Here is a 19,716-nt window from a genome sequence, read left to right on the forward strand (position 1 = left end):
CGAGTGTCGTGTCACGCGCGCTTCAGCACGGCGGCGACGGCGGAGCCGAACTCGGCCGGGCTCGGCGCCACGGCGAGGCCGTAGGACTTCATGATCTCGGTCTTCTCCGCGGCGCTGTCGCCGGTCGCCGAGATGATGGCGCCCGCATGGCCCATGCGGCGGCCCTTCGGCGCGGTGAGGCCGGCGACGAAGCCGACCACGGGCTTGGAGAAGTTCTCCTTGATCCAGGCCGCGGCCTCGGCCTCCTGCGGACCGCCGATCTCGCCGATGATGAGCACGGCTTCCGTCTCCGGGTCCTGATCGAACAGCACGAGATGATCGAGGAAGGACGAGCCATTGATCGGATCGCCGCCGATGCCGACCGAGGTCGAGATGCCCAGACCGAGCTCCTTCAGCTGCGAGGCCGCCTCATAGCCGAGCGTGCCGGAGCGCGAGATGAGGCCGACATTGCCCTGCTTGTAGATATGGCCGGGCATGATGCCGAGCATGGCCTTGCCGGGGCTGATGATGCCGGCGCAGTTCGGCCCGACCATGGTCGGACGCTTCTCGCGCGGATAGCGCAGGAAATAGCGCTTCACGCGCATCATGTCCTGCGCCGGAATGCCGTCGGTGATGGAGCAGATGAGGCGAATGCCCGCGTCCGCCGCCTCCATGATCGCGTCCGCCGCATAGGGCGGCGCCACGAAGGTGATGCTGGTGGTCGCGCCGGTCTGCTTCACCGCCTCGCGCACCGTGTCGAAGATCGGCACGCCATGCACGGTCTTGCCGCCCTTGCCCGGAGTGACGCCGGCGACGACATTGGTGCCGTAGTCGATCATCTCCTTGGCGTGGAAGCTGCCCTTGTCGCCGGTGATGCCCTGGACGAGGATGGGCGTTTTTTCGTCGATGAGAATGCTCATTGTTTCCTCCCGGCCTCGCCGCTCACTTCACGGAGCGCCAAGCGGCGACGGCCTTTTGGGCGGCGTCGGCCAGCGAATCGGCGGTGATGACATTGATGCCGCTCTCGTCGAGCAGCTTGCGGCCGGCCTCGACATTGGTGCCGGCGAGACGCACGACCAGCGGCGCCGTGATGTTCGTCGCCTTCACCGCGTCGATGACGCCCTGCGCGACCCAGTCGCAGCGATTGATGCCGGCGAAGATGTTGACCAGCACCACCTTCACATTGGCGTCGGAGAGCACGAGACGGAAGGCCGTCGCGACGCGCTCGGCCGAGGCGCCGCCGCCGACATCGAGGAAGTTGGCCGGATTGCCGCCGGCGTGCTTGATCATGTCCATCGTCGCCATCGCGAGGCCCGCGCCATTGACGATGCAGCCGATCTCGCCGTCGAGGCCGATGTAGTTCAGCGAATGCTCGAGCGCCTGCGCCTCGCGCGGGTCGGACTGCGAGGGATCGTTCATGTCGACGATGTTGCGGCGACGGAACAGGGCGTTGTCGTCGAAGGACATTTTCGCGTCGAGCGCGAGAACCTTGTCGTCCTTGGTAACGACCAGCGGATTGATCTCCAGCATGGTCGCGTCATTGTCGCGGAAAGCGCGATAGGCGCCGAGGATCGACTGAACCGCGCGCGACACCTGCTTGAGATTGAGGCCGAGCTGAAAGGCCAGCTCGCGCGCCTGGAAGGGCAGCAGGCCGACGGCCGGCTCGACGATGACCTGGAGAATGGCGTCGGGATCGGTCTTGGCGATCTCCTCGATCTCCATGCCGCCATGCTTGGAGGCGATGACGCGCACGCGCTCGAGCTTGCGGTCGAGAACGAAGCCGAGATAGAGCTCGCGCTCATAGGGGTCGGCGAGCTCGACATAGACGCGCTGCACCGGCTTGCCTTCCGGCCCGGTCTGCTTGGTGACGAGACGCTTGCCGAGCAATTCGCGCGCGGCCTGCTGAACCTCGTGATAGGTGCGGCACAGCTTGATGCCGCCCGCCTTGCCGCGCGCGCCGGCGTGAATCTGCGCCTTCACCACCCAATGCGAGCCGCCGAGCTCGGTGGCGGCGTAAACGGCCTGGTCGGGGCTGAAAGCGACGGTGCCGGGGGGCACCGCGACGCCGCAGCTCGCCAATAATTCCTTGGCTTGATACTCATGGACGTCCATGTTTCCTCTCCCCTTGCAGTTTTTGTCGCCGCCGCGAGCGGCGAAATTTTACGAGCCGATCTTGCCTCTCACGACCTTGTAGACCGCTTCGGTCTTCTCGGCGGCCGCGGCCAGCAGGGCCTCGACCTCGGCGATCTGCTTCTCGGCGAATTCGCGATCCTTGATCGCCTTCGCATTGATGTAGACGTTGAGCGCGGCGCTCCGCAATCCGGCATTGGCCGCGAGAACGGCGACGCCGGCGTCGCTGATAACGTTGAGATTGCCCTTGTCGGCGGCGGCCTCGGACAGGACGATCACCTCGAAGCAGGCCTTCACGGCGCGCAGCGGCGCGAGCGTGGCGTCCTTCAGCGCGGCCTGAATGGCGGCCGAGCGCGCGGCTTTCTCCTCATCGGTGGCGCGCGGCAGGCCATAGGCGCCCATCACCGAATTGAAGGCGACGACATCCTCGTCGATCGCCGCGGTCAGCTCGGCGCGGACGCGCTCCGCCTCGGTCCGCGCGGCTTTGAGGTCTTCCTCGACGGCTTCGTAATTCTTCTTGCCGATGGTGAGATTGGCGACCATCGACACCAGCGCCGCGCCGATCGCGCCCATCACCGCGGCGGCGCCGCCGCCGCCCGGCGTCGGGCGCTCGCTGGCGAGATCGTCGAGAAATTTGCCGATCGTTTCGTCCTTGGTCATTCTCGTCGATCCCTCGAAAGTCAGGCGTTGGCCTTGGCCTGCACGTAGATTTCCTCGGCGTCGAGCACCTTGTCGGACGCCTCGAACAGCTGGCCGATGCAGGCGCGATGCAGCTTCAGCTTCAAGCCGCCGACGCCGAGCGCGCCGATGACGATCTTGCCGTGACGCTCCTTGGCCTTGTCGGTCGCCTCGACGCCGCCGATGCCGAGCGGCGGCTGCGCATTGACGTCCGCGAGCAGCTCGATCGTCGGATCGTTCTGCCAGTCCTGCTCTTCCAGCAGCTGCACGCCGATGGCGCCGGCCGCGAAGACGATATTGGTTCCCTTCACCGCCGCGGCGCGGGCGGCGTTATCGACCGCCTCGATCGCCGTGGGCGTGAAGCCGAAACGCTCCTGCAGCGCGGCGGCCGCAGCGTCGGCGCGCGACTTCTGGCGCGAGGTGATGGCGACCTCGGCGCCCTCCGAATGCAGGAAGGCCGCCGCGCGCAGGCCCACCGGGCCGGTGCCGGCGAGAACGACGGCCTTTTTGCCGGCGAGCGGCTTGGCCTTGGCGAGCAGCGCCACGCCAGCGGCCGCCGTCGTGTTGGAGCCATTGGAGTCGAGCATCACGGAGACGCGGAAATTGGAGAAGAAGCGCTTGCGCACCGCTTTGAACAAGGTCTCGCCCGCGACCATATCGCCGCCGCCGACGAAGAGCGCGGTGAACTGCTTCTCCTTCGGGCCGCGCGTGTAGATCGCGCCATCGACCAGCGCGCCGACATTGGCGGGCGTCACATTGGCGTAGCCGATGACATGATCCGCGCCGCCGTCATAAGCGACGACCGTGTCGAACACGCTGGGGACCGGATCGGTGTCGAGAAGGAAGAGGAGCTTCTGGGTCATAGCAGTTCCCGTGAAAGGCCGCCCGTCATGGCCGGGCTCGTCCCGGCCATCCACGCCGCGAGATCACGCGCGGCGCCGGAGGCGTTCTGATGCGTTTCGACTTTCATCTCGTCCGCTCCGCCGCCTCTCGGCGTGGAAGGCCGGGACGCGCCCGGCCATGACGCGCGGGTCGGGCGCGAGACGTTCTGCAACTGCGCTTACGCCGTCACCAGATTGCGCGGCGCGCCGGCGACGAAAGCGTCGACATTGTCGATCAGCTGATCGGCCAGCACCTGCATCGCCTCCTTGGAGGCCCAGGCGACATGCGGCGTGACGATGAGATTGGGAATCGTCGGATCGAGCAGAATATTGCCCTGCTTGGGCGGCTCGACGGTCAGCACGTCGAAGCCGGCGCCGGCGATGACGCCATTGCGCAGCGCATCGGCGAGCGCCTGCTCGTCGACGATGCCGCCGCGCGCGGTGTTGATGATGATCGACGTCTTCTTCATCGAGGCGAGCTCTTTCGCGCCGATGAGATTCTTCGTCTGCGGCGTCAGCGGCAGATTGAGCGTCACGACATCGGCCTCGCGCAGAATCGTCGGAATGTCGACGATGCCGGGGCCGGGAACGACGTCATTGATGAGCAGCTTCATGCCCAGCGCCTCGGCGCGCGTCGCGATCGACTTGCCGAGGGCGCCATAGCCGATGATGCCGAGCGTCGAGCCGGCGATGTCGTAGATCGGATAGTCGAAATAGCAGAACTGATTCGACTCCTGCCAACGGCCGTGGCGCACCGAATCCACATAGTTCACGAGATTGCGGCGCAGCGCGAAGATCAGCGCGATCACATGCTCGGGAAGCGTGTTGTAGGCGTAATTGCGGATGTTGGAGACGGTGATTCCATTGGCCGTCGTATAGGCCTTGTCGATCACGTCGGTGCCGGTGGCGGCGACGGCGATCAGCTTCAAATCGGGAAGCTGCTTCAGCGCTTCCTCACGCAGCGGCACCTTATTGGTGATGGCGATGGTCGCGCCCTTCAGGCGCTCGACCACATCGGCCGGAGAGGTCTGCGCATATTCCGTATAATCATGCGGGAAATTCGGCTTGCGCAAATCGGCGTCGAGCGTCTCGCGATCGAGAAAGACGATTTTGTGCGACATGTTTGCTGCTTCCCCCGAAGTCGCTCGGCCGTTTCGGCTCGACATTTTGCGACGTAATTCGTCGCGTCCCGTTTTGAAGAAGCGGCCTCGCCCGCAATGGGGCGAGGCCGCGAATCATCAGGCCTGGAGGATCGGATTGGCGCGATAGACGGCCTGGGCCGCCGCGACGCCGCTGCCGGCCGTGACCGGAATGCCGACGTCGAGCATCGCCATTTCCGCGCCCGCGATGGCGCCGAGCAGCATCAGCTCGTTGAGGTCGCCGAGATGGCCGATGCGGAACACCTTGCCCGCGACCTTGTTGAGGCCGGCGCCGAGCGCGAGATTGTAGCGCTTATAGGCGATCTCGATGACCTTGGCGGCGTCGAAGCCTTCCGGCACCACGATCGCGGTCACAGTGTCGGAGTTCCACTTGGCTTCCTTGGCGCAGGGCTTGAGGCCCCAGGCCGCGACCGCGGCGCGCACGCCCTCGGCGAGATGGTGATGACGCGCATAGACCTGATCGAGGCCTTCCTCGAACAGAACATTGAGCGACTCGCGCAGGCCGTAGAGCAGCGGCAGCGCCGGCGTGTAGGGGAAGTAGCCGGTGGCGTTCGCCTTCACATGATCCTGGAAGTCGAAATAGGCGCGATGCAGCTTGGCGGTCTCGCCGGCCTTCAGCGCCTTCTGGCTGACGCTGAGGAGGGCGAGGCCCGCCGGCAGCATGAAGCCCTTCTGCGAGCCGGAGACTGCGACGTCGACGCCCCACTCGTCCTGCTTGAAGTCGAGCGAGCCGACCGAGGACACGCCGTCGACGAACAGCAGCGCCGGATGCTTGGCGTTGTCGATCGCCTTGCGCACCGCGCCGATGTCCGAGGTCACGCCCGTGGCGGTCTCGTTATGCGTGGCGAAGACGGCCTTGATCTCGTGATTCTTGTCGGCCTTCAGCGTCTCTTCGATGCGGTCGGGATTGTTGCCGACGCCCCACTCCTCGTCCTGCTCGATCACATCGAGGCCGATGCGCTTGGCGAGGTCGATCCAAAGATGGGTGAACTGGCCGAAGCGCTGCGCGATGACCTTGTCGCCGGGCGACAGAGTGTTGGTGATCGCCGCTTCCCAGCCGCCCGTGCCCGAAGCCGGGAAGATGAAGGCCTGGCCGGTCTCGGTCTTGAAGACCTTCTTGAGCTGGGTGAACAGCGGCAGCGTCAGCTCGGGGAACTTCGGCGAACGATGGTCCTCGGAAACGACGTTCATCGCGCGCAGGATACGGTCCGGAATATTGGTCGGGCCGGGAACGAACAGAAAATTGCGGCCCGGAATTCTGGAATTCGACATGTCTTGGGCTCCCTTCGAGCTCATCGGTTCGAGTTTGTTTTCGCTGGACGCGATTTGCGCCCGCAGCTTCCTCCCGCGGCGGCCGCGTCAGAACAGGCCGGCGATCCGCCCGTCCGCGCCGACCTCGATATTATTGGCGGCGGGAACCTTGGGCAGGCCCGGCATGGTCATGATGTCGCCGCAGACGACGACGACGAATTCCGCGCCCGCCGACAGCCGCAGCTCGCGCACCGGGATCACATGACCCGAGGGCGCTCCCTTGGCGTTGGCGTCGGTCGAGAAGCTGTATTGCGTCTTGGCGATGCAGACCGGCAGATGGCCGAAGCCCTCTTTCTCCAGCTCCGCGAAGCGCGTCTTCACCGACGGATCGAGCGCGATGTCGGAGGCGCCATAGAGCTCGCGGGCGATGGTGCGCACCTTCTCGACGAGCGGCAGATCGTCGGCGTAGAGCGGCTTGAACTGCGAGGGCTTGGCCTCGATCGTCGAGACGACCTTATGGGCGAGCTCCGCCGCGCCCGGACCGCCGGAGCCCCAATGATCGGCGAGCACGCAATCGACGCCCTCGGCCTGGCTGAGCTTCTGCAGCAGCTCGATCTCCGCCTGCGTGTCGGTGCTGAAGCGGTTGACCGAGACGATCACCGGCACGCCGAACTTCTGCACATTGGCGATATGGCGCTTCAGATTGGCGAAGCCCTTCTCCAGCGCCGCGACATTCTCGACCTTCAGATCGTCCTTGGCGACGCCGCCATGCATCTTCAGCGCGCGAATTGTCGCGACGATGACGGTGACGTCCGGCTTGATTCCGGCCTTGCGGCATTTGATGTCGAAGAACTTCTCCGCGCCGAGATCGGCGCCGAAGCCGGCCTCCGTCACCACATAATCGGCGAGCTTCAGCGCCGCCTTGGTGGCGATGACCGAATTGCAGCCATGGGCGATATTGGCGAAAGGCCCGCCGTGGATGAAGGCCGGGTTGTTCTCGAGCGTCTGCACCAGATTGGGGGCGATGGCGTCCTTCAGCAGCGCGGCCATGGAGCCCTGCGCCTTCAGCTCGGAGGCGCGAATGCTCTTCTTGTCGCGCGTCTGGGCGACGATGATGTCGCCGAGCCGGCGCTGAAGATCCGCGAGGCTGGTGGCGAGGCAGAAGATCGCCATCACCTCGGAGGCGACGGTGATGTCGAAGCCGTCCTCGCGCGGGAAGCCATTGGCCACGCCGCCGAGCGAGGAGACGATCGAGCGCAGCGAGCGGTCGTTCATATCCACGGCGCGGCGCCAGGAGATGCGGCGCGGATCGACGCCGAGCGAATTGCCCCAATAGACGTGATTGTCGATGAGCGCGGAGAGCAGATTATTGGCCGCGCCAATGGCGTGGAAGTCGCCGGTGAAATGGAGGTTGATGTCCTCCATAGGCACGACTTGTGCATATCCGCCGCCGGCGGCGCCGCCCTTCACGCCGAAGCAGGGGCCGAGGCTCGGCTCGCGAAGGCACATGATGGCTTTCTTGCCGATGTGATTGAGCGCGTCGCCGAGGCCCACCGTGGTGGTCGTCTTGCCTTCGCCGGCGGGCGTCGGCGTGATGGCGGTGACGAGGATCAGCTTGCCGTCCGGGCGGTCCTGCAGGGAATTGAGATAATCGAGGGAGATTTTCGCCTTGTAATGTCCGTAAGGCAACACATGTTCGGCGGGGATGCCGAGCTTCTCACGCGCGACGTCGACGATCGGACGCATGGACGCCGCTTGAGAGATCTCGATATCGGATTTGGGAGAAAGATGCTGGTTGCCTTTCCCGCTGGCCGGGATGGACGTATCGGACATTACAATTTCTCTCCCCTCGCAGAAAGCGTTTCGTCCGCCCTCGAAGATTTATCCGGGCCGAATGGCCATGCCTCGCGCAGTGGAAATCCCTGCGCGCGCCGCCAACGGCCGTCGGGCCAAGACCGAGAAACCCGGTCTTCGCCGTCATTGTTCCGCGAAACTAGAACCTTCCGATAGTTTCATCAAGAACCACGGCTGGCGGACATTCGGCCCTGCGACATCGTCTCCTGCCTGCAAGACGCCGATCGATATCCGCGGCCCCGTGGCTATGGAGAGATCGAAATTCCTCGTCAAGCGAAATTATCAGGCGATATCGCCCAGAGTTTCCGCGGAAAACGCGTGATTGCGGCGCTCTCCTCTTCGTTCGGAGACGCGCCCGGCGCGCTTCGCATATTCGAATAGCCGGGACCGATCGCCCACCCTTTGCCTATCCGATCGGAGCGTGTGATATCGATCTTCACGACGCGCATGACGCCGACGGCTCTTCACTCAATGCGGTTAAAATGCAAGGGCTCGAGCGTGAAATCAGGCCGACCACGCCGGCGGCCCCGATCGAAAGGAGCGTGGGAGCCTGCATTGGATCGTCGCCACGGCCCACCCGTACCCCTTCGAGCGGGGGAGGGGAGGGTCGCAAGACGAATGGGATAGCGCCTACCCGCCGTCACTCGGGAAAAAAAGTCAGGGCGAGGCCATTGATGCAATAGCGCAGGCCAGTGGGCGGCGGGCCGTCGGGAAAGACATGGCCGAGATGCGAGCCGCAGCGGCTGCAATGCACCTCTGTGCGGGTCATGCCGTGGGAGTGATCGACGGAGGTAGCGATGGAGCCGTCGAGCGGATCGAAAAAGCTGGGCCAGCCCGAGCCGCTCGAGAATTTCTGCCGCGTGGCGAAGAGCGGCTGATCGCAGCCGGCGCAGGAGAACACCCCAGGGCGCTTCTCATGCTCGAGCGCGCAGCTGCCCGGCGGCTCGGTGCCGTGGCGGCGCATGACGACATATTGATCGGGAGTGAGGCGCGCGCGCCACTCCTCCTCGGTGCGGGTGACGGGGAATTGATCTCCGCTGGTCATGGCGTCCTCCTCGAAAGCGTTCGGTTCGCCGCCGGCGACATGACGAAGCTTATCGGGACCAGGCGTCACGGAGAAGATCGTTTCCGCGCCAGTGGGGCGATTCCATGCGGAAAAGCGCGGCGCCCCGCGGGCCGCCTTCTATGGACATGGCGCAATCTATGATGTCTCGCGCGCGGCGCGAGAGAAGCATGCTCGGGCGCGGAGGCCGCGAAGCTCGCGGCCTTCGACCTCGCGAGCGGCGCATCTTTAGTAGAAGGGCGAGTAGATCGCCTTACTGGCCTCGGCGACGACATCGCCATTGTAGAGCCGCACCGTCAGCGAGCCGCCGAGCTGCTGCGCCGCCTCGGCGAGATAGCCCGTGGCGTAGGCTTTGGCGTTCTCGAGCGAGTCGAACTCGTAGAAGCCGCCGATGGTGTTGGTGTTGATCCCGCTGAGCCAAGTCTTGCTCTTTATGCCGGGATTTTTCTTCATCGCGACATCGATCTCTTTCCAGGGGATTTGCTCGAAAGGAATCGACACCTGAATTTCCGCGTAGAGAAATATCTTCTCACCCATGCCGGCCTCCGCGAACCTCTCGCGCCTCACGCGCATTCGGCGGCAATTAAAATCATAATCCCACTAGTCTAACAATGGTAATTTCATCACAGCGGCAGCATAGCAATATGACGTTTTTGTTTTATATGCGACAATTCGCCTGCCCAATTTTTATCTCTTGATCTTTTCGATATGATTTAGCAGCCTCTGCGCGACCCGATGCGGAGGCATGCGTGACCGAGGCTTACTACTCGCAAAAGATCCACGGCCCTTTCGAGACGCATTCGCTCGGCGATTTCGATCTCGTGAGCGGAGAGAAGATTCGCGACCTCGAGATTGCCTACGCCACTTTTGGAACGCTCTCGCCGGCGCGCGACAACGCCGTGCTGTTTCCGAGCTGGTATTCCGGCTCGTCGAAAATCCTCGAGCTCGCCTACGTCGGCCCCGGCCGCGCGCTCGATCCAGAAAGATATTTCATCATCCTGGTCAATCAGATCGGCGCCGGCCTCTCCAGCTCGCCGAGCAACACGCGCGCGCCTTTCGGCGCCGCGCGCTTTCCCGAGGTGGAGATCGCCGACGACGTGCGCGCGCAGCATCGTCTTGTAACGGAGGTATTCGGAATCGAGCGCCTCGCCCTCGTGCTCGGCGGCTCCATGGGCGCGCAGCAGACCTATGAATGGGCCGTGCGTTTTCCCGAGGCCGTGCGCCGCGCCGCGCCCATCGCCGGCCTCGCGCGCGGCACGCCGCACAATCGTCTGCTGGTGCAGACATTCATCGATGCGATCGCCTCCGATCCCGCCTTCGAGGAAGGCTGGTACGAGAGCGCCTCTCGCGTCCATCGCGGCCTGCGCCGACATGCGCGCGTCTTCGCGGCCTCCGGCTTCTCGCCGGCGCTCTACAACAGGCGCGGCTTTGCGGAGCTGGGCTTCACGACGACGGATGATTTCGTCACCGGCTTCGTCGAAAATCACTTCCTGCCGCAGGACCCCAACAATCTTCTTCTGCTGCTGCGCAAGTGGCGCGACGCCGATGTCTCGCGCGGCGCGAATGGCGATCTTTCGGCGGCGCTCGGACGAATTCGCGCCGACACAACGGTCATCGCCATCGACGAGGACGGCTTCTTCCCGCTCGCCGACATAGAGGCCGAGCAGAAGCTCATTCCCAATAGCCGATTGCGCCGCGTGTCGTCGTCCTGGGGCCATCTCGCCCTCTTCGGAGCGGACGCCGCCTACAATGCGGCGATCGATCGTCATCTCGCCGAGCTGCTCGGCGCCTGACGGCGCGCGAATTCCCTGTGCGAGCGTAATGGAGGAGCATGCAATGTCGAACGTCACCGCAGAGGCCGTCGTCGTTCCCGCCGACCGTCCGCCGATCGATCCCTATCCGCTCAGCCCCTATGTCGCCTGGGCGGGAAATCGCAATCGCGATCCGATCCTCGACGTGTTCAAGGAGATTTTTCCAAAGAGCGGCAATGTGCTCGAGCTGGCCAGCGGCGCGGGCAATCACATCAATTATTTCGCGCCGCACTTCAAGGAGCTGTTCCTGCAGCCCTCCGATTACGACGCGGATGTCTTCGAGACGATCAAAGCCAAGCGCGCCGAAGCGGGCGCCGCCAATGTCGCCGATCCGCTGAAGATCGATCTCACCAAATCCGAGACTTGGCCCGATGCGAAAGATCGCCTCTATGACGTGATCTTCGTCGTCAATCTGTTCCAGGTCGCGCCCGTCTCCATAGCGGACGGCATTGCGCAGCTCGCGGCGAAGCTGCTGACCAAGGACGGATTCGTCGCCATTTATGGCCCGTTCAAGGTGGAGGGCGGATATACGACCGCCTCCAATGAAGCCTTCGACAAGGAAATCCTCGCCGCCAAGGTCTCCGAATGGGGGCTGAAGGACGTACGGGACCTCGAGAAGGCGGCGGCGCCGCATGGAATCGCGCTGAAGAAGATCCTCGATCTTCCGGCCAATAATTTCATCCTGATCTTCGGCCGCGCCTGACGATTTCGACGCTTCTCCCCGCCGCGAAACGCGCGGGGAGAAACGCCTGCCGCTCAGCTGGAATAGGTCTCCACCCGCGCAAAGAAATCGCGGATGCGCGGAACGATCTCACGGCGGAAGCGCGAGCCGTTGAAGACGCCGTAATGGCCGACGCCCTCTTGCAGATAATGCTGCTTGCGGACGTCTGGAATATTGGCGCACAGCTCTTGCGCGGCGTAGGTCTGGCCGACGCCGGAGATATCGTCCTTCTCGCCTTCCACCGTCAGCAACGCGGTGCGCTGTATGGCCGAAAGATCGATGATCTCGCCGCGATGACGCAGCACACCCTGCGGAATCTCGTGGCGGATGAACACTTTCTCGACCGTCTCGAGATAGAACTCGGCGGCGAGATCCATGACCGCGAGATATTCGTCGTAGAAGTCGCGATGCTTCTCGGCGGAATCGCCGTCGCCCTCGACGAGATGGTTGAACATATCGAAATGCGCGGCGACATGGCGCTCGAGATTCATCGCCATGAAGCCCGAGAGCTGCAAAAAGCCCGGATAGACCTTGCGCCCGAGCCCGGCGTGCGGAAAGGGCACCGAATGAATGCAATTGCGGTGGAACCAGTCGACGCCGCGCTCCACGGCGAGACGATTGACCGCGGTCGGGCTGCGGCGCGGATCGATCGGCCCGCCCATAAGCACCATGGATTCGGGGGCGTCGACGCCGCCCTCGCCATCCAGCGCCGCTATGGCGCAGACGAGCGGCACGGACGCCTGGCAGACGCCGAGCGTATGCAAGGGAACGCCATCGTCGCGCTTCGACAGGAAGCGCAGCGCGTCGATGAGATAATCGACATAATCGTCGAGGCCGAAGACGCCTTTCTCGGTCGGCACAGCACGCGCGTCGGACCAATCGGTGATGTAGACGTCATGGCTCGGCAGAAAGGCCTCCACCGTGCCGCGCAGCAGAGTGGCGTAATGGCCGGACATTGGCGCGACGATCAGCAGCTTGGATTGGCGCGGCGCCTCGCCCTGGAAGATTCGCTGGAAATGCAGCAGCCGACAGAAGGGCCGCTCCCACACCACCTCCTCGACGATGGGCGTCGCCACGCCGTCGATCAGCGTCTCGGGAAGGTCGAAGATCGGCTTGCCATAGCGGCGCGTCATGCGCTCGAACAATTCCGCCGCCGCCGCGACGCTGCGCCCTACCGACGTATGCGAGAAGGGATTGAACGGATTTTTGAAGGTCGTGAGAGTAGCGTCCGACATCGCCCGCGCCGGGGCGAAAGCCAGATGCATCATCTCATAGAACTGGTACGATATCCGGTCCATCTCTCCACGCTCCCCTTCATGCGCAGCGGCCGCTCTTCGAGCTGTGCTGCGACGCACAAAAAAGAAATTATAGCATAGTCAATGTCTCCTGAAATGAAATCTGGTGATGTTTTGCGCTAGGCGCCAAAAATTTTTCACTCCACCCGCCCAAGCACCAGCTAATCTGCTCAATTACTGAGCATCACCAGAGCGGCGCCTGCGAAAGCGCAGATCGCCGTCGCCGCGGCGCAGCTGAAAATCCGCAAGGCGCGGCGAATATCCGCCGGCGTCGCCTCGCTGCGCCCGGAGCCGAGCCAGGCGCCCTTCACCTCATGCGCGCCATAGGCGCGCGGGCCGCCCAGCCGCAAATCCAGGGCGCCGGCCATCGCCGCCTCCGGCCAGCCGGCGTTGGGCGAGGCATGCGCGCCCGCGTCGCGCAGACAGGTCGAGATCGCGGCCCGGAAGGAGCCTCCCGTCATTGCTGCGCCTGTGGCGATGAGCGCCGCCGAGAGGCGCGCGGCCGGGAGATTGAGGAGATCGTCCAATCGGGCGCTCGCCCAACCGAACGCTTGGTGTCGCATCGTCCTATGGCCTATCATGCTGTCGGCCGTATTGACGCTTTTGTATATGAGCGCGCCGGGCAGTCCGAACAAGACCGTGGCGAGGGCCGGGCCGATGACTCCGTCCGAGAAATTCTCGGCGAGGCTTTCGATCGCCGCCCGGCTCACGCCCGCGTCGTCCAGCCGCGAGACGTCGCGGCCGACGATTTTTCCGACGCTGGCGCGGCCGCGCTCGAGCGAGCGATCGAGCTCCTCCGCCACATCCTTCACATGCGAATAGAGGCTGCGCTGAGCGTAGAGGCTCGAGGTCAGCACGGCCAGCGGCACAATCCCGAAAGGCAGAGCGAGACAGGCCGCCTGCAGCAGAAGGCCGATCGCGAAAGCGACGGCGACGATGAGCAGGATCGCGCCGACGCCGGCGAGACGGCGCAGCGCAGGCGGCGCGCCATCGCGATTGAGCGAGCGATCCAGCGTCGCGATCAGCGCGCCGATCCAAGTGACCGGATGGCCGATCGCCGCGAAGAGCCATTGCGGATAGCCGATCGCCGCCTCGATCGACAGACCGAGCGCGGCGAGCGCCAGATTATCCGCGAGAGCAGCGAGCAAGGCTCAGCGGCCGTAGAGGCCGGTGAGGCTCGCCTTGGCGAGGACATTCTGATTGACGATGAAGCCGACGAGCGAAGCCGTCGCGCCCTCCGGCGCCTCCACTTTCTCGACGCTCAGCGCATAGACAGTGAAGACATAGCGATGCGGCGGATCGCCGACCGGCGGGCAAGGACCGCCCCAATGCGAGAAGCCGTAATCGTTGCGGATCGGCTTCGCGCCCGCGGGCAGGCCTGCGCCGCCCGCCGCTCCGGCGCCTTGCGCCAGCGCGCGCGCCGAGGCGGGAATATCGACGACGAGCCAATGCCAGAAGCCGGCGCCGCCGGTCGGCGCGTCCGGGTCGTGGCAGAAGAGCGCGAAGCTCTTGGTTCCGGCCGGCGGCTCGCTCCAATTCAGCTGCGGCGAGACATTGTCGCCCGTCCCGCCGAAATCGTCGAAAACGAATTTGCGATCGATGGCCGCGCCCTCGGCGATATCCGGGCTGGACAGCGAGAAGCCGCCGCCTGCGGCCTCCGCCGGCGCGAGGAGAATGTGAAAATCGAGGAGATTGCGCGTCATTTCGGCCCCCTGTCTCGCTGCTCGGTATGGGAGGCTACTTCTAGTCCAAAGCGCGCGCAGTGTCGCGCGGAGAGAATGCGGTTTATGTGTCGCCCATGACAGACGCGGATTCGACGAAACCCCCGCTGCGCCGCGGCTGGACCACCGGCGCCTGCGCCACTGCGGCGGCGCGGGCGGCCTTTGTCGCGCTCGTCTCGGGGAGCGAGCCGCCCGATCCGGTGGAGATCGGCCTGCCGGGTGGAAGGCGCGTCGCCTTCGCGCTCGCGCAATTCACCCGCGGCGAGGGCTATGCCGAGGCCGGCGTGGTGAAGGATGCGGGCGACGATCCCGACATCACCCATGGCGCGCTGATCCGAGCAAAGGTCCGCCGCGCGCCGGCGGGCGCAGGGGTGAGCTTTGCCGCCGGCCCCGGCGTCGGCGTGGTGACGCGCCCCGGCCTGCCGCTGCCGCCGGGCGAGCCGGCCATAAACCCCGTTCCCCGCGCCATGATGCGGCAGGCGATAGCGGAAGCCGCCGCCGAGCTCGGCGCGCCGGCGGATGCGCAAATCGAGATTTCCGTGGAGAATGGCGAGGAGCTCGCCCGCTCGACGCTCAACGGACGGCTCGGCATTATCGGCGGGCTCTCCATTCTCGGCACCACGGGAATCGTGGTGCCCTATTCCTGCTCCGCCTGGATCGACAGCATCCACCGCGGCGTCGACGTCGCCCTCGCCTGCGGCCTCGACCATATCGCCGCGACCACCGGCTCCACCTCGGAGGACGCCGTGCGCAAGCTCTACGGCCTGCCGGAGGAGGCGCTGATCGAGATGGGCGACTTCGCCGGCGGCCTGCTGAAATATTTGCGCAAGCATACGGTCCCGCGCGTGACCATCGCCGGCGGCTTCGCCAAGCTGACCAAGCTGGCGCAGGGGCGGCTCGATCTTCACTCCAGCCGCTCCTCGATCGATCTACCCGATCTCGCGGCGACCGCCCGCAAGGCCGGCGCCGGCGAGGGGCTCTGCGCGGCGATCGAAAAGGCCAATAGCGCGCTGGAGGCGCAGGCGACAGCCCGCGCCGCGGGAGTGGACCTCGCCGCGCCGATCGCGCGTCGCGCATGGGACACAGCCGCCGCGGCGCTCGCCAATCCGGCGACCGCGCTCGAGATCATCGTCGTCGGCCGCGACGGCGCCGTGCTCGCACGCTCGGGCTTTCGCCCAGCCATTCGTGGAGAGGACCGACAAAAGTGAACAAGCCCGCCGCCGGCTTCTCGCGCGCCGATCTGACCAGAGGCGAGATGCTGCAGATCATGATCGGGCTCGGCCTCGCCATGCTGCTGTCGGCGCTGGACCAGACCATTGTCGCCACCGCTCTGCCGACGATCGGCCAGGATCTCGGCGATTTCGAGCATCTGCCCTGGATCGTCACCGCCTATCTCGTGGCCGCCACCGCGCTGACGCCGCTCTATGGCAAGCTCGCCGATATTCACGGCGTGCGCGTGATGCTGCTGATCGGCATCAGCACCTTCGTGCTCGGCTCCGTCGCCTGCGCCGTGTCGCCGAATCTCACTTGGCTCGCCATCGCGCGCGCGGCGCAGGGCGCGGGCGGCGGCGCGCTCATCGCGCTGGCGCAGACGATCATCGCCGATCTCGTCAGCCTGCGCGAGCGCGGCCGCGCCCTCGCCTATTTCTCGATCGTCTTCGCCGGCGCCAGCGTCGGCGGGCCGATCCTCGGCGGCGTCTTCGCCGAATATCTGCATTGGTCGCTGATTTTCTGGATCAATCTGCCGCTCGGCCTCGCGGCTTTTTTCATGACCTATTTCAAGCTGGCGCGGCTGCCGCTGCGCCGCCATCCGCATCGCGTCGATATCGGCGGCGCGACGCTGCTCATCATCGCCTCCGTCGCCTCGCTGCTCGCGCTCTCCTGGGGCGGCGTGCGCTATCCCTGGGGCTCGCCCCCCATTCTCGCGCTGATCGCCACGGCGCTCGCCGGCTGGGCGATCTTCGCCTGGCGCACCAAGACGGCCGAGGAGCCTTTGATCCCGCTCGCCGTGCTGGCCGACGACGTCATTCGCAACGCCATTCTCGCGGGCGGCTTCGGCCTCGGAACCTTCGTCGCGCTGACGATGTACATGCCCCTATATTTCGAGGGCGCGCTGCGCCTCTCCGCCGACCAGTCCGGCCTCGCGCTGATCCCGCTCACCGTGGCGACAGTGACCGGCGCCGCCACCTCGGGACGGCTGCTCAGCCGTCTACGCCATTACAAGGCGCCGCCGCTGGCGGCGCTCGCGCTCGCTTTCGTCGCCCTGCTCATTGCGCGGCAATTTCTCGCCGATCTGCCGCTCGCGGCGCTGGATGCGCTGCTGGCGATCGTCGGCTTCGGCGTCGGAGCCATGCTGCCGGTGACGACCGTCTGCGTGCAGAGCGCGGCGCCGGGGCATAATCTCGGCACGGCGACGGCGGTGATGCAATTCTCGCGTCAGCTGGGGTCGGCGCTGATCGTGGCGATCATCGGCGCGATCGTCATCGGCGCCGGCCATGGCGCGCTCGTCGCCGGAGCGAGCGTGGAAGCGCTGCGCGAGACCTTCCGCACGGCGTTTCTGATCGGCGCGATGTTCATTGCTTTGTGCTTCTTCTTCCTGGCGCGAATGGAGGAGAGAGATTTGCACCGGGAGAGGTGAGAGCCTCTTCACCCGTCATGCGTATATTGCGCGCCGGTCAATATTCCCGAGAAACCGCCCGGCGCGGCGGCTGGATAGACCGGATGCAGCGCCACCGATAGGCGGAGCGCGGCCCATTCCGTGAGCCCCACCGTCGGCACGGCGACGTCGCCGCGCTGATAATGCGCGAGCAGCCCCTGCGCCACCTTCTCCGCCTGCGCGTAGATGCCGGGACCCACCCAGCGCGGCTTGGGCAGGCCGGTCATGCGGCAATAGAGCGCTGCGCAGACATAAGCGGACGCCTCCTCCGAATTGCCGTCGATCCCCGTGCGCAAAAGATCATAGGCGCAATGCAGGCTCTCGTGGACGACGTAGCTGGCGTCGAGGCGGCCCGCCGTCGTATTCACCTCGAGCGTGTTGGCCGCCACTACCGTCCCATCGGCGCGGGTGCGCGCGACGTCATTGTATTGTGCGGCGACGCCCGCCGGGAGATCGGTGGGAACGGCGACATGGACGGCGCCGGCGCGGATCGCGCGCGCGACACGCTGAAAAGTCTGCGGCGCGATCGTCACATTGCTTCCGGCGACGGGAAAACGAAACCGAATGCGCGCGACCGTCGCGCCTTCGAGAATCGCGATGACGCGAGATGTCAGCGACATGGTGCTTTCCTTTTCGAATATGGAAATCAAAAAATCGCGCCGCCCGTCGAAAGCCATGTGAAATGGACAGCATCGCGTCATTGAGACCGCGCGTAGTGGCCGCGTCTGTGCGTTGGAGCACAGCGGCGCCCGTCGCGACGTTCGACGCGGCGGGCGCAATGAAAAAGGCCGAGCGGCGCGTCACGCCGCTCGGCCGGTCTTTTCCTCGATCACGCGCATTCACATGATGCGCGGCGTCTCAGCTGTTCCGGCGCGCCGCCGTGTGGATGATCGTGCCGACATGCTCGCCGCGCAGAGCGGCGGTGAGGCGGCCGGGGACGAGGCCGTTGACGATCTGCACATGGTCGATATGGCGCGCGGTCGCCATCACCTCGAGCATGGCGCGGTCGAAGGGCAGCGCGCCCTTGTGATCGGCGAGCTCGGAGAAGCTCGTCTCGCGGATGAGCTGCGCCTTCTCGCCGTCCGGGCCATTGGGATCGCTCGTGTAGAGGCCATCCACATCCTCGACGATGGTGAGGCCGGCGGCGCCATAGGCGTCGGCGAGCAGAAAGGCGCCCGTGTCGGCCCGATGCGGCGGAATGCGCGAGCCCGGGAACTCGTGATGGTGATAGGGCGGAAAGGCGCTGCCCACCACGGCGCGGGTCGCGCTCAAGTGAATCGCCAGCTGATTGGCGATGGTCGGATGCTCGATATAGGAGACGCCCTCCGGCGCGAGCAGCGAGGCGAGGATATGGCCGTTCTGCCCGGCCTCGCTCGCGGCGAGCGGAGCCAGCGAGCCGACCGGCAGGCCGAGATCGAGCCCGACGCCATAGAGGTGGCGCGCACGCACGCCGGCGCCGGTGAGGAAGAGCAGCCGATGCTCGGGCATGAGCTTTCGGATCTCCTCCACCAGCGGCAGGATCGCCTCGGCGCCGCGATCCATGATGGCGCGGCCGCCGATCTTCACCACCTGCAGCCAGGGCAGCACGCGGATCGGACGCTTGCCGGCGACGGGCCGCGTCAGCTCGGAGTCGAGAAGGGTCTGCCGCGCGAGCGGAGAGGCGACATGCTTGATGTTGTAGGTATGGGTCATGATCCGTCTCAGCTCGCGGTGATGATGGTGCCGACATGCTCTCCAGAAAGAGCGCGGGTCAGATTGCCGGGGACGAGGCCGTTGACGACCTGCACCTCGCGAATGTGACGCGCGGATTTCAGCAGATCGAGCAGCGGGAACTCGAGGATCGAATCCTGCAGGCCCTGATCCTTCATCTCATCGACCGTGATCTTCGGGATGAATTTCGCATTCTTGTCGGTCTTGGGATTGGCGGTGAAGAGGCCCTGCTCGTCTTTGACGAAGATCATCGCCTTGCAGCCGAATTGCTCGGCGATGAGGAAGCAGCCCGCATCCGTGCGATAGGGCGGAATGACGCCTTCGGCCGCCGGACGCATCCACAGATTATAAGGCGGCATGCCGCTGAACACGACGGCGTTGACCTCCTGCAGATAGAGCGGCACCGCCGAGAGGCCGCCGCCTTCCACCGCGGAAATGCCATGCTTGGCGAGCAGCTGGCCGAGCATCGCGGCATTCTGATCGGCGACAGAGGCGCCGAGCTGCGACAGCACGCCCGCCGGCAGGCCGACGCCCGCCGCTATGGAATAGAGATGACGCGCGCGCGTGCCGGCGCCCGTGCCGATCAGCATCTGATGCGCCTTGCGCGCGGTGACGATCTCATCGACGAGCGGATAGACCGCCGAGCGGCCGCGATCGATGATGCTCTGGCCGCCGATCTTGATCACCGACGCGTCCGGCAGGATGCGAAAATCATCGGCCTTGTCCGCCGCCGCGAGAAGTTCCGCGTCGGTGAGCGAGCGCTGCATGAGGATCGCCTCGAGCTCCGCTGTCGTATGTGCCATCAG

General features: G+C 65.3%; 19 protein-coding genes. 4 read left to right on the forward strand and 15 right to left on the reverse strand.

Annotation, left to right across the window (positions count from 1 at the left end):
• Positions 1-11: 11 nt before the first annotated feature.
• The 9 genes from sucD to K369_RS19180 form a co-directional block, all read right to left on the reverse strand.
• Positions 12-899, reverse strand: coding sequence for a succinate--CoA ligase subunit alpha (gene sucD, locus K369_RS19135; protein WP_018267462.1), 888 nt, complete (start codon positions 897-899; stop codon positions 12-14).
• Positions 900-921: 22 nt separating this feature from the next.
• Positions 922-2,091, reverse strand: a complete 1,170-nt coding sequence (locus K369_RS19140) for a malate--CoA ligase subunit beta (protein ID WP_018267461.1) — start codon at positions 2,089-2,091, stop codon at positions 922-924.
• Positions 2,092-2,139: 48 nt separating this feature from the next.
• A complete protein-coding gene (fchA, locus tag K369_RS19145; protein WP_036293360.1) occupies positions 2,140-2,769 on the reverse strand; it encodes a methenyltetrahydrofolate cyclohydrolase in 630 nt (209 codons plus the stop codon).
• A gap of 20 nt (positions 2,770-2,789) precedes the next feature.
• Complete coding sequence (locus tag K369_RS19150) at positions 2,790-3,650, reverse strand: NADP-dependent methylenetetrahydromethanopterin/methylenetetrahydrofolate dehydrogenase (protein WP_036293362.1); 861 nt, start codon at positions 3,648-3,650, stop codon at positions 2,790-2,792.
• A 197-nt stretch (positions 3,651-3,847) separates the two neighbouring features.
• The gene (locus K369_RS19155; RefSeq protein WP_036293365.1) at positions 3,848-4,789 is read right to left on the reverse strand and encodes a D-2-hydroxyacid dehydrogenase; all 942 of its coding nucleotides are present in this window, start codon (positions 4,787-4,789) and stop codon (positions 3,848-3,850) included.
• Between the two features lie 117 nt (positions 4,790-4,906).
• Positions 4,907-6,100 (reverse strand): aminotransferase class V-fold PLP-dependent enzyme, encoded by a 1,194-nt coding sequence (locus K369_RS19160; RefSeq protein WP_036293367.1) that lies wholly within the window; start codon positions 6,098-6,100, stop codon positions 4,907-4,909.
• A gap of 87 nt (positions 6,101-6,187) precedes the next feature.
• A complete protein-coding gene (locus K369_RS19165) occupies positions 6,188-7,912 on the reverse strand; it encodes a formate--tetrahydrofolate ligase (protein ID WP_036293369.1) in 1,725 nt (574 codons plus the stop codon).
• A 661-nt stretch (positions 7,913-8,573) separates the two neighbouring features.
• Entirely contained in the window at positions 8,574-8,978 is a 405-nt protein-coding gene (gene msrB, locus K369_RS19175; RefSeq protein ID WP_036295894.1) for a peptide-methionine (R)-S-oxide reductase MsrB, read from the reverse strand.
• A gap of 246 nt (positions 8,979-9,224) precedes the next feature.
• A complete protein-coding gene (locus K369_RS19180) occupies positions 9,225-9,533 on the reverse strand; it encodes a YdhR family protein (RefSeq protein ID WP_018267453.1) in 309 nt (102 codons plus the stop codon).
• A 212-nt stretch (positions 9,534-9,745) separates the two neighbouring features.
• Between K369_RS19180 and K369_RS19185 the strand changes: the two genes are divergently transcribed.
• Together K369_RS19185 and K369_RS19190 are read left to right on the forward strand one after the other, a co-directional pair.
• Positions 9,746-10,789 carry an alpha/beta fold hydrolase gene (locus tag K369_RS19185; RefSeq protein ID WP_036293375.1) on the forward strand — a complete coding sequence of 348 codons (1,044 nt, stop codon included), beginning with the start codon at positions 9,746-9,748 and terminating at the stop codon, positions 10,787-10,789.
• Between the two features lie 43 nt (positions 10,790-10,832).
• On the forward strand, positions 10,833-11,510 hold the full coding sequence (locus K369_RS19190) for a DUF938 domain-containing protein (protein ID WP_036295897.1): 678 nt from the start codon (positions 10,833-10,835) through the stop codon (positions 11,508-11,510).
• A 53-nt stretch (positions 11,511-11,563) separates the two neighbouring features.
• On the opposite strand, the gene K369_RS19195 is transcribed toward K369_RS19190, so the two are convergent.
• The 3 genes from K369_RS19195 to K369_RS19205 all read right to left on the reverse strand — a co-directional run bounded on the left by K369_RS19195 (position 11,564) and on the right by K369_RS19205 (position 14,526).
• Positions 11,564-12,826 (reverse strand): polyhydroxyalkanoate depolymerase, encoded by a 1,263-nt coding sequence (locus K369_RS19195; RefSeq protein ID WP_084570739.1) that lies wholly within the window; start codon positions 12,824-12,826, stop codon positions 11,564-11,566.
• 167 nt (positions 12,827-12,993) lie between these two features.
• Positions 12,994-13,971: an adenosylcobinamide-phosphate synthase CbiB gene (gene cbiB / locus K369_RS19200; RefSeq protein ID WP_084570740.1), complete on the reverse strand. Its 978-nt coding sequence runs from the start codon at positions 13,969-13,971 to the stop codon at positions 12,994-12,996.
• 3 nt (positions 13,972-13,974) lie between these two features.
• Positions 13,975-14,526 (reverse strand): YbhB/YbcL family Raf kinase inhibitor-like protein, encoded by a 552-nt coding sequence (locus K369_RS19205; RefSeq protein ID WP_198033161.1) that lies wholly within the window; start codon positions 14,524-14,526, stop codon positions 13,975-13,977.
• Positions 14,527-14,621: 95 nt separating this feature from the next.
• Between K369_RS19205 and K369_RS19210 the strand changes: the two genes are divergently transcribed.
• Together K369_RS19210 and K369_RS19215 are read left to right on the forward strand one after the other, a co-directional pair.
• Entirely contained in the window at positions 14,622-15,752 is a 1,131-nt protein-coding gene (locus K369_RS19210; RefSeq protein ID WP_036293381.1) for a cobalt-precorrin-5B (C(1))-methyltransferase, read from the forward strand.
• Positions 15,749-17,182 (forward strand): MFS transporter, encoded by a 1,434-nt coding sequence (locus K369_RS19215; RefSeq protein WP_036293383.1) that lies wholly within the window; start codon positions 15,749-15,751, stop codon positions 17,180-17,182. The genes K369_RS19210 and K369_RS19215 overlap by 4 nt, the downstream gene beginning before the upstream one ends.
• An 8-nt stretch (positions 17,183-17,190) precedes the next feature.
• On the opposite strand, the gene K369_RS19220 is transcribed toward K369_RS19215, so the two are convergent.
• The 3 genes from K369_RS19220 to K369_RS19230 all read right to left on the reverse strand — a co-directional run bounded on the left by K369_RS19220 (position 17,191) and on the right by K369_RS19230 (position 19,713).
• A complete protein-coding gene (locus tag K369_RS19220; RefSeq protein ID WP_036295907.1) occupies positions 17,191-17,820 on the reverse strand; it encodes a hypothetical protein in 630 nt (209 codons plus the stop codon).
• A 238-nt stretch (positions 17,821-18,058) separates the two neighbouring features.
• Entirely contained in the window at positions 18,059-18,892 is an 834-nt protein-coding gene (locus K369_RS19225) for a molybdenum storage protein subunit alpha (RefSeq protein WP_036293385.1), read from the reverse strand.
• A gap of 8 nt (positions 18,893-18,900) precedes the next feature.
• On the reverse strand, positions 18,901-19,713 hold the full coding sequence (locus K369_RS19230; protein ID WP_036293386.1) for a uridine kinase: 813 nt from the start codon (positions 19,711-19,713) through the stop codon (positions 18,901-18,903).
• Between the last annotated feature and the right edge of the window lie 3 nt (positions 19,714-19,716).

It is taken from the genome of Methylosinus sp. PW1, from assembly GCF_000745215.1.
Lineage (GTDB): Bacteria > Pseudomonadota > Alphaproteobacteria > Rhizobiales > Beijerinckiaceae > Methylosinus.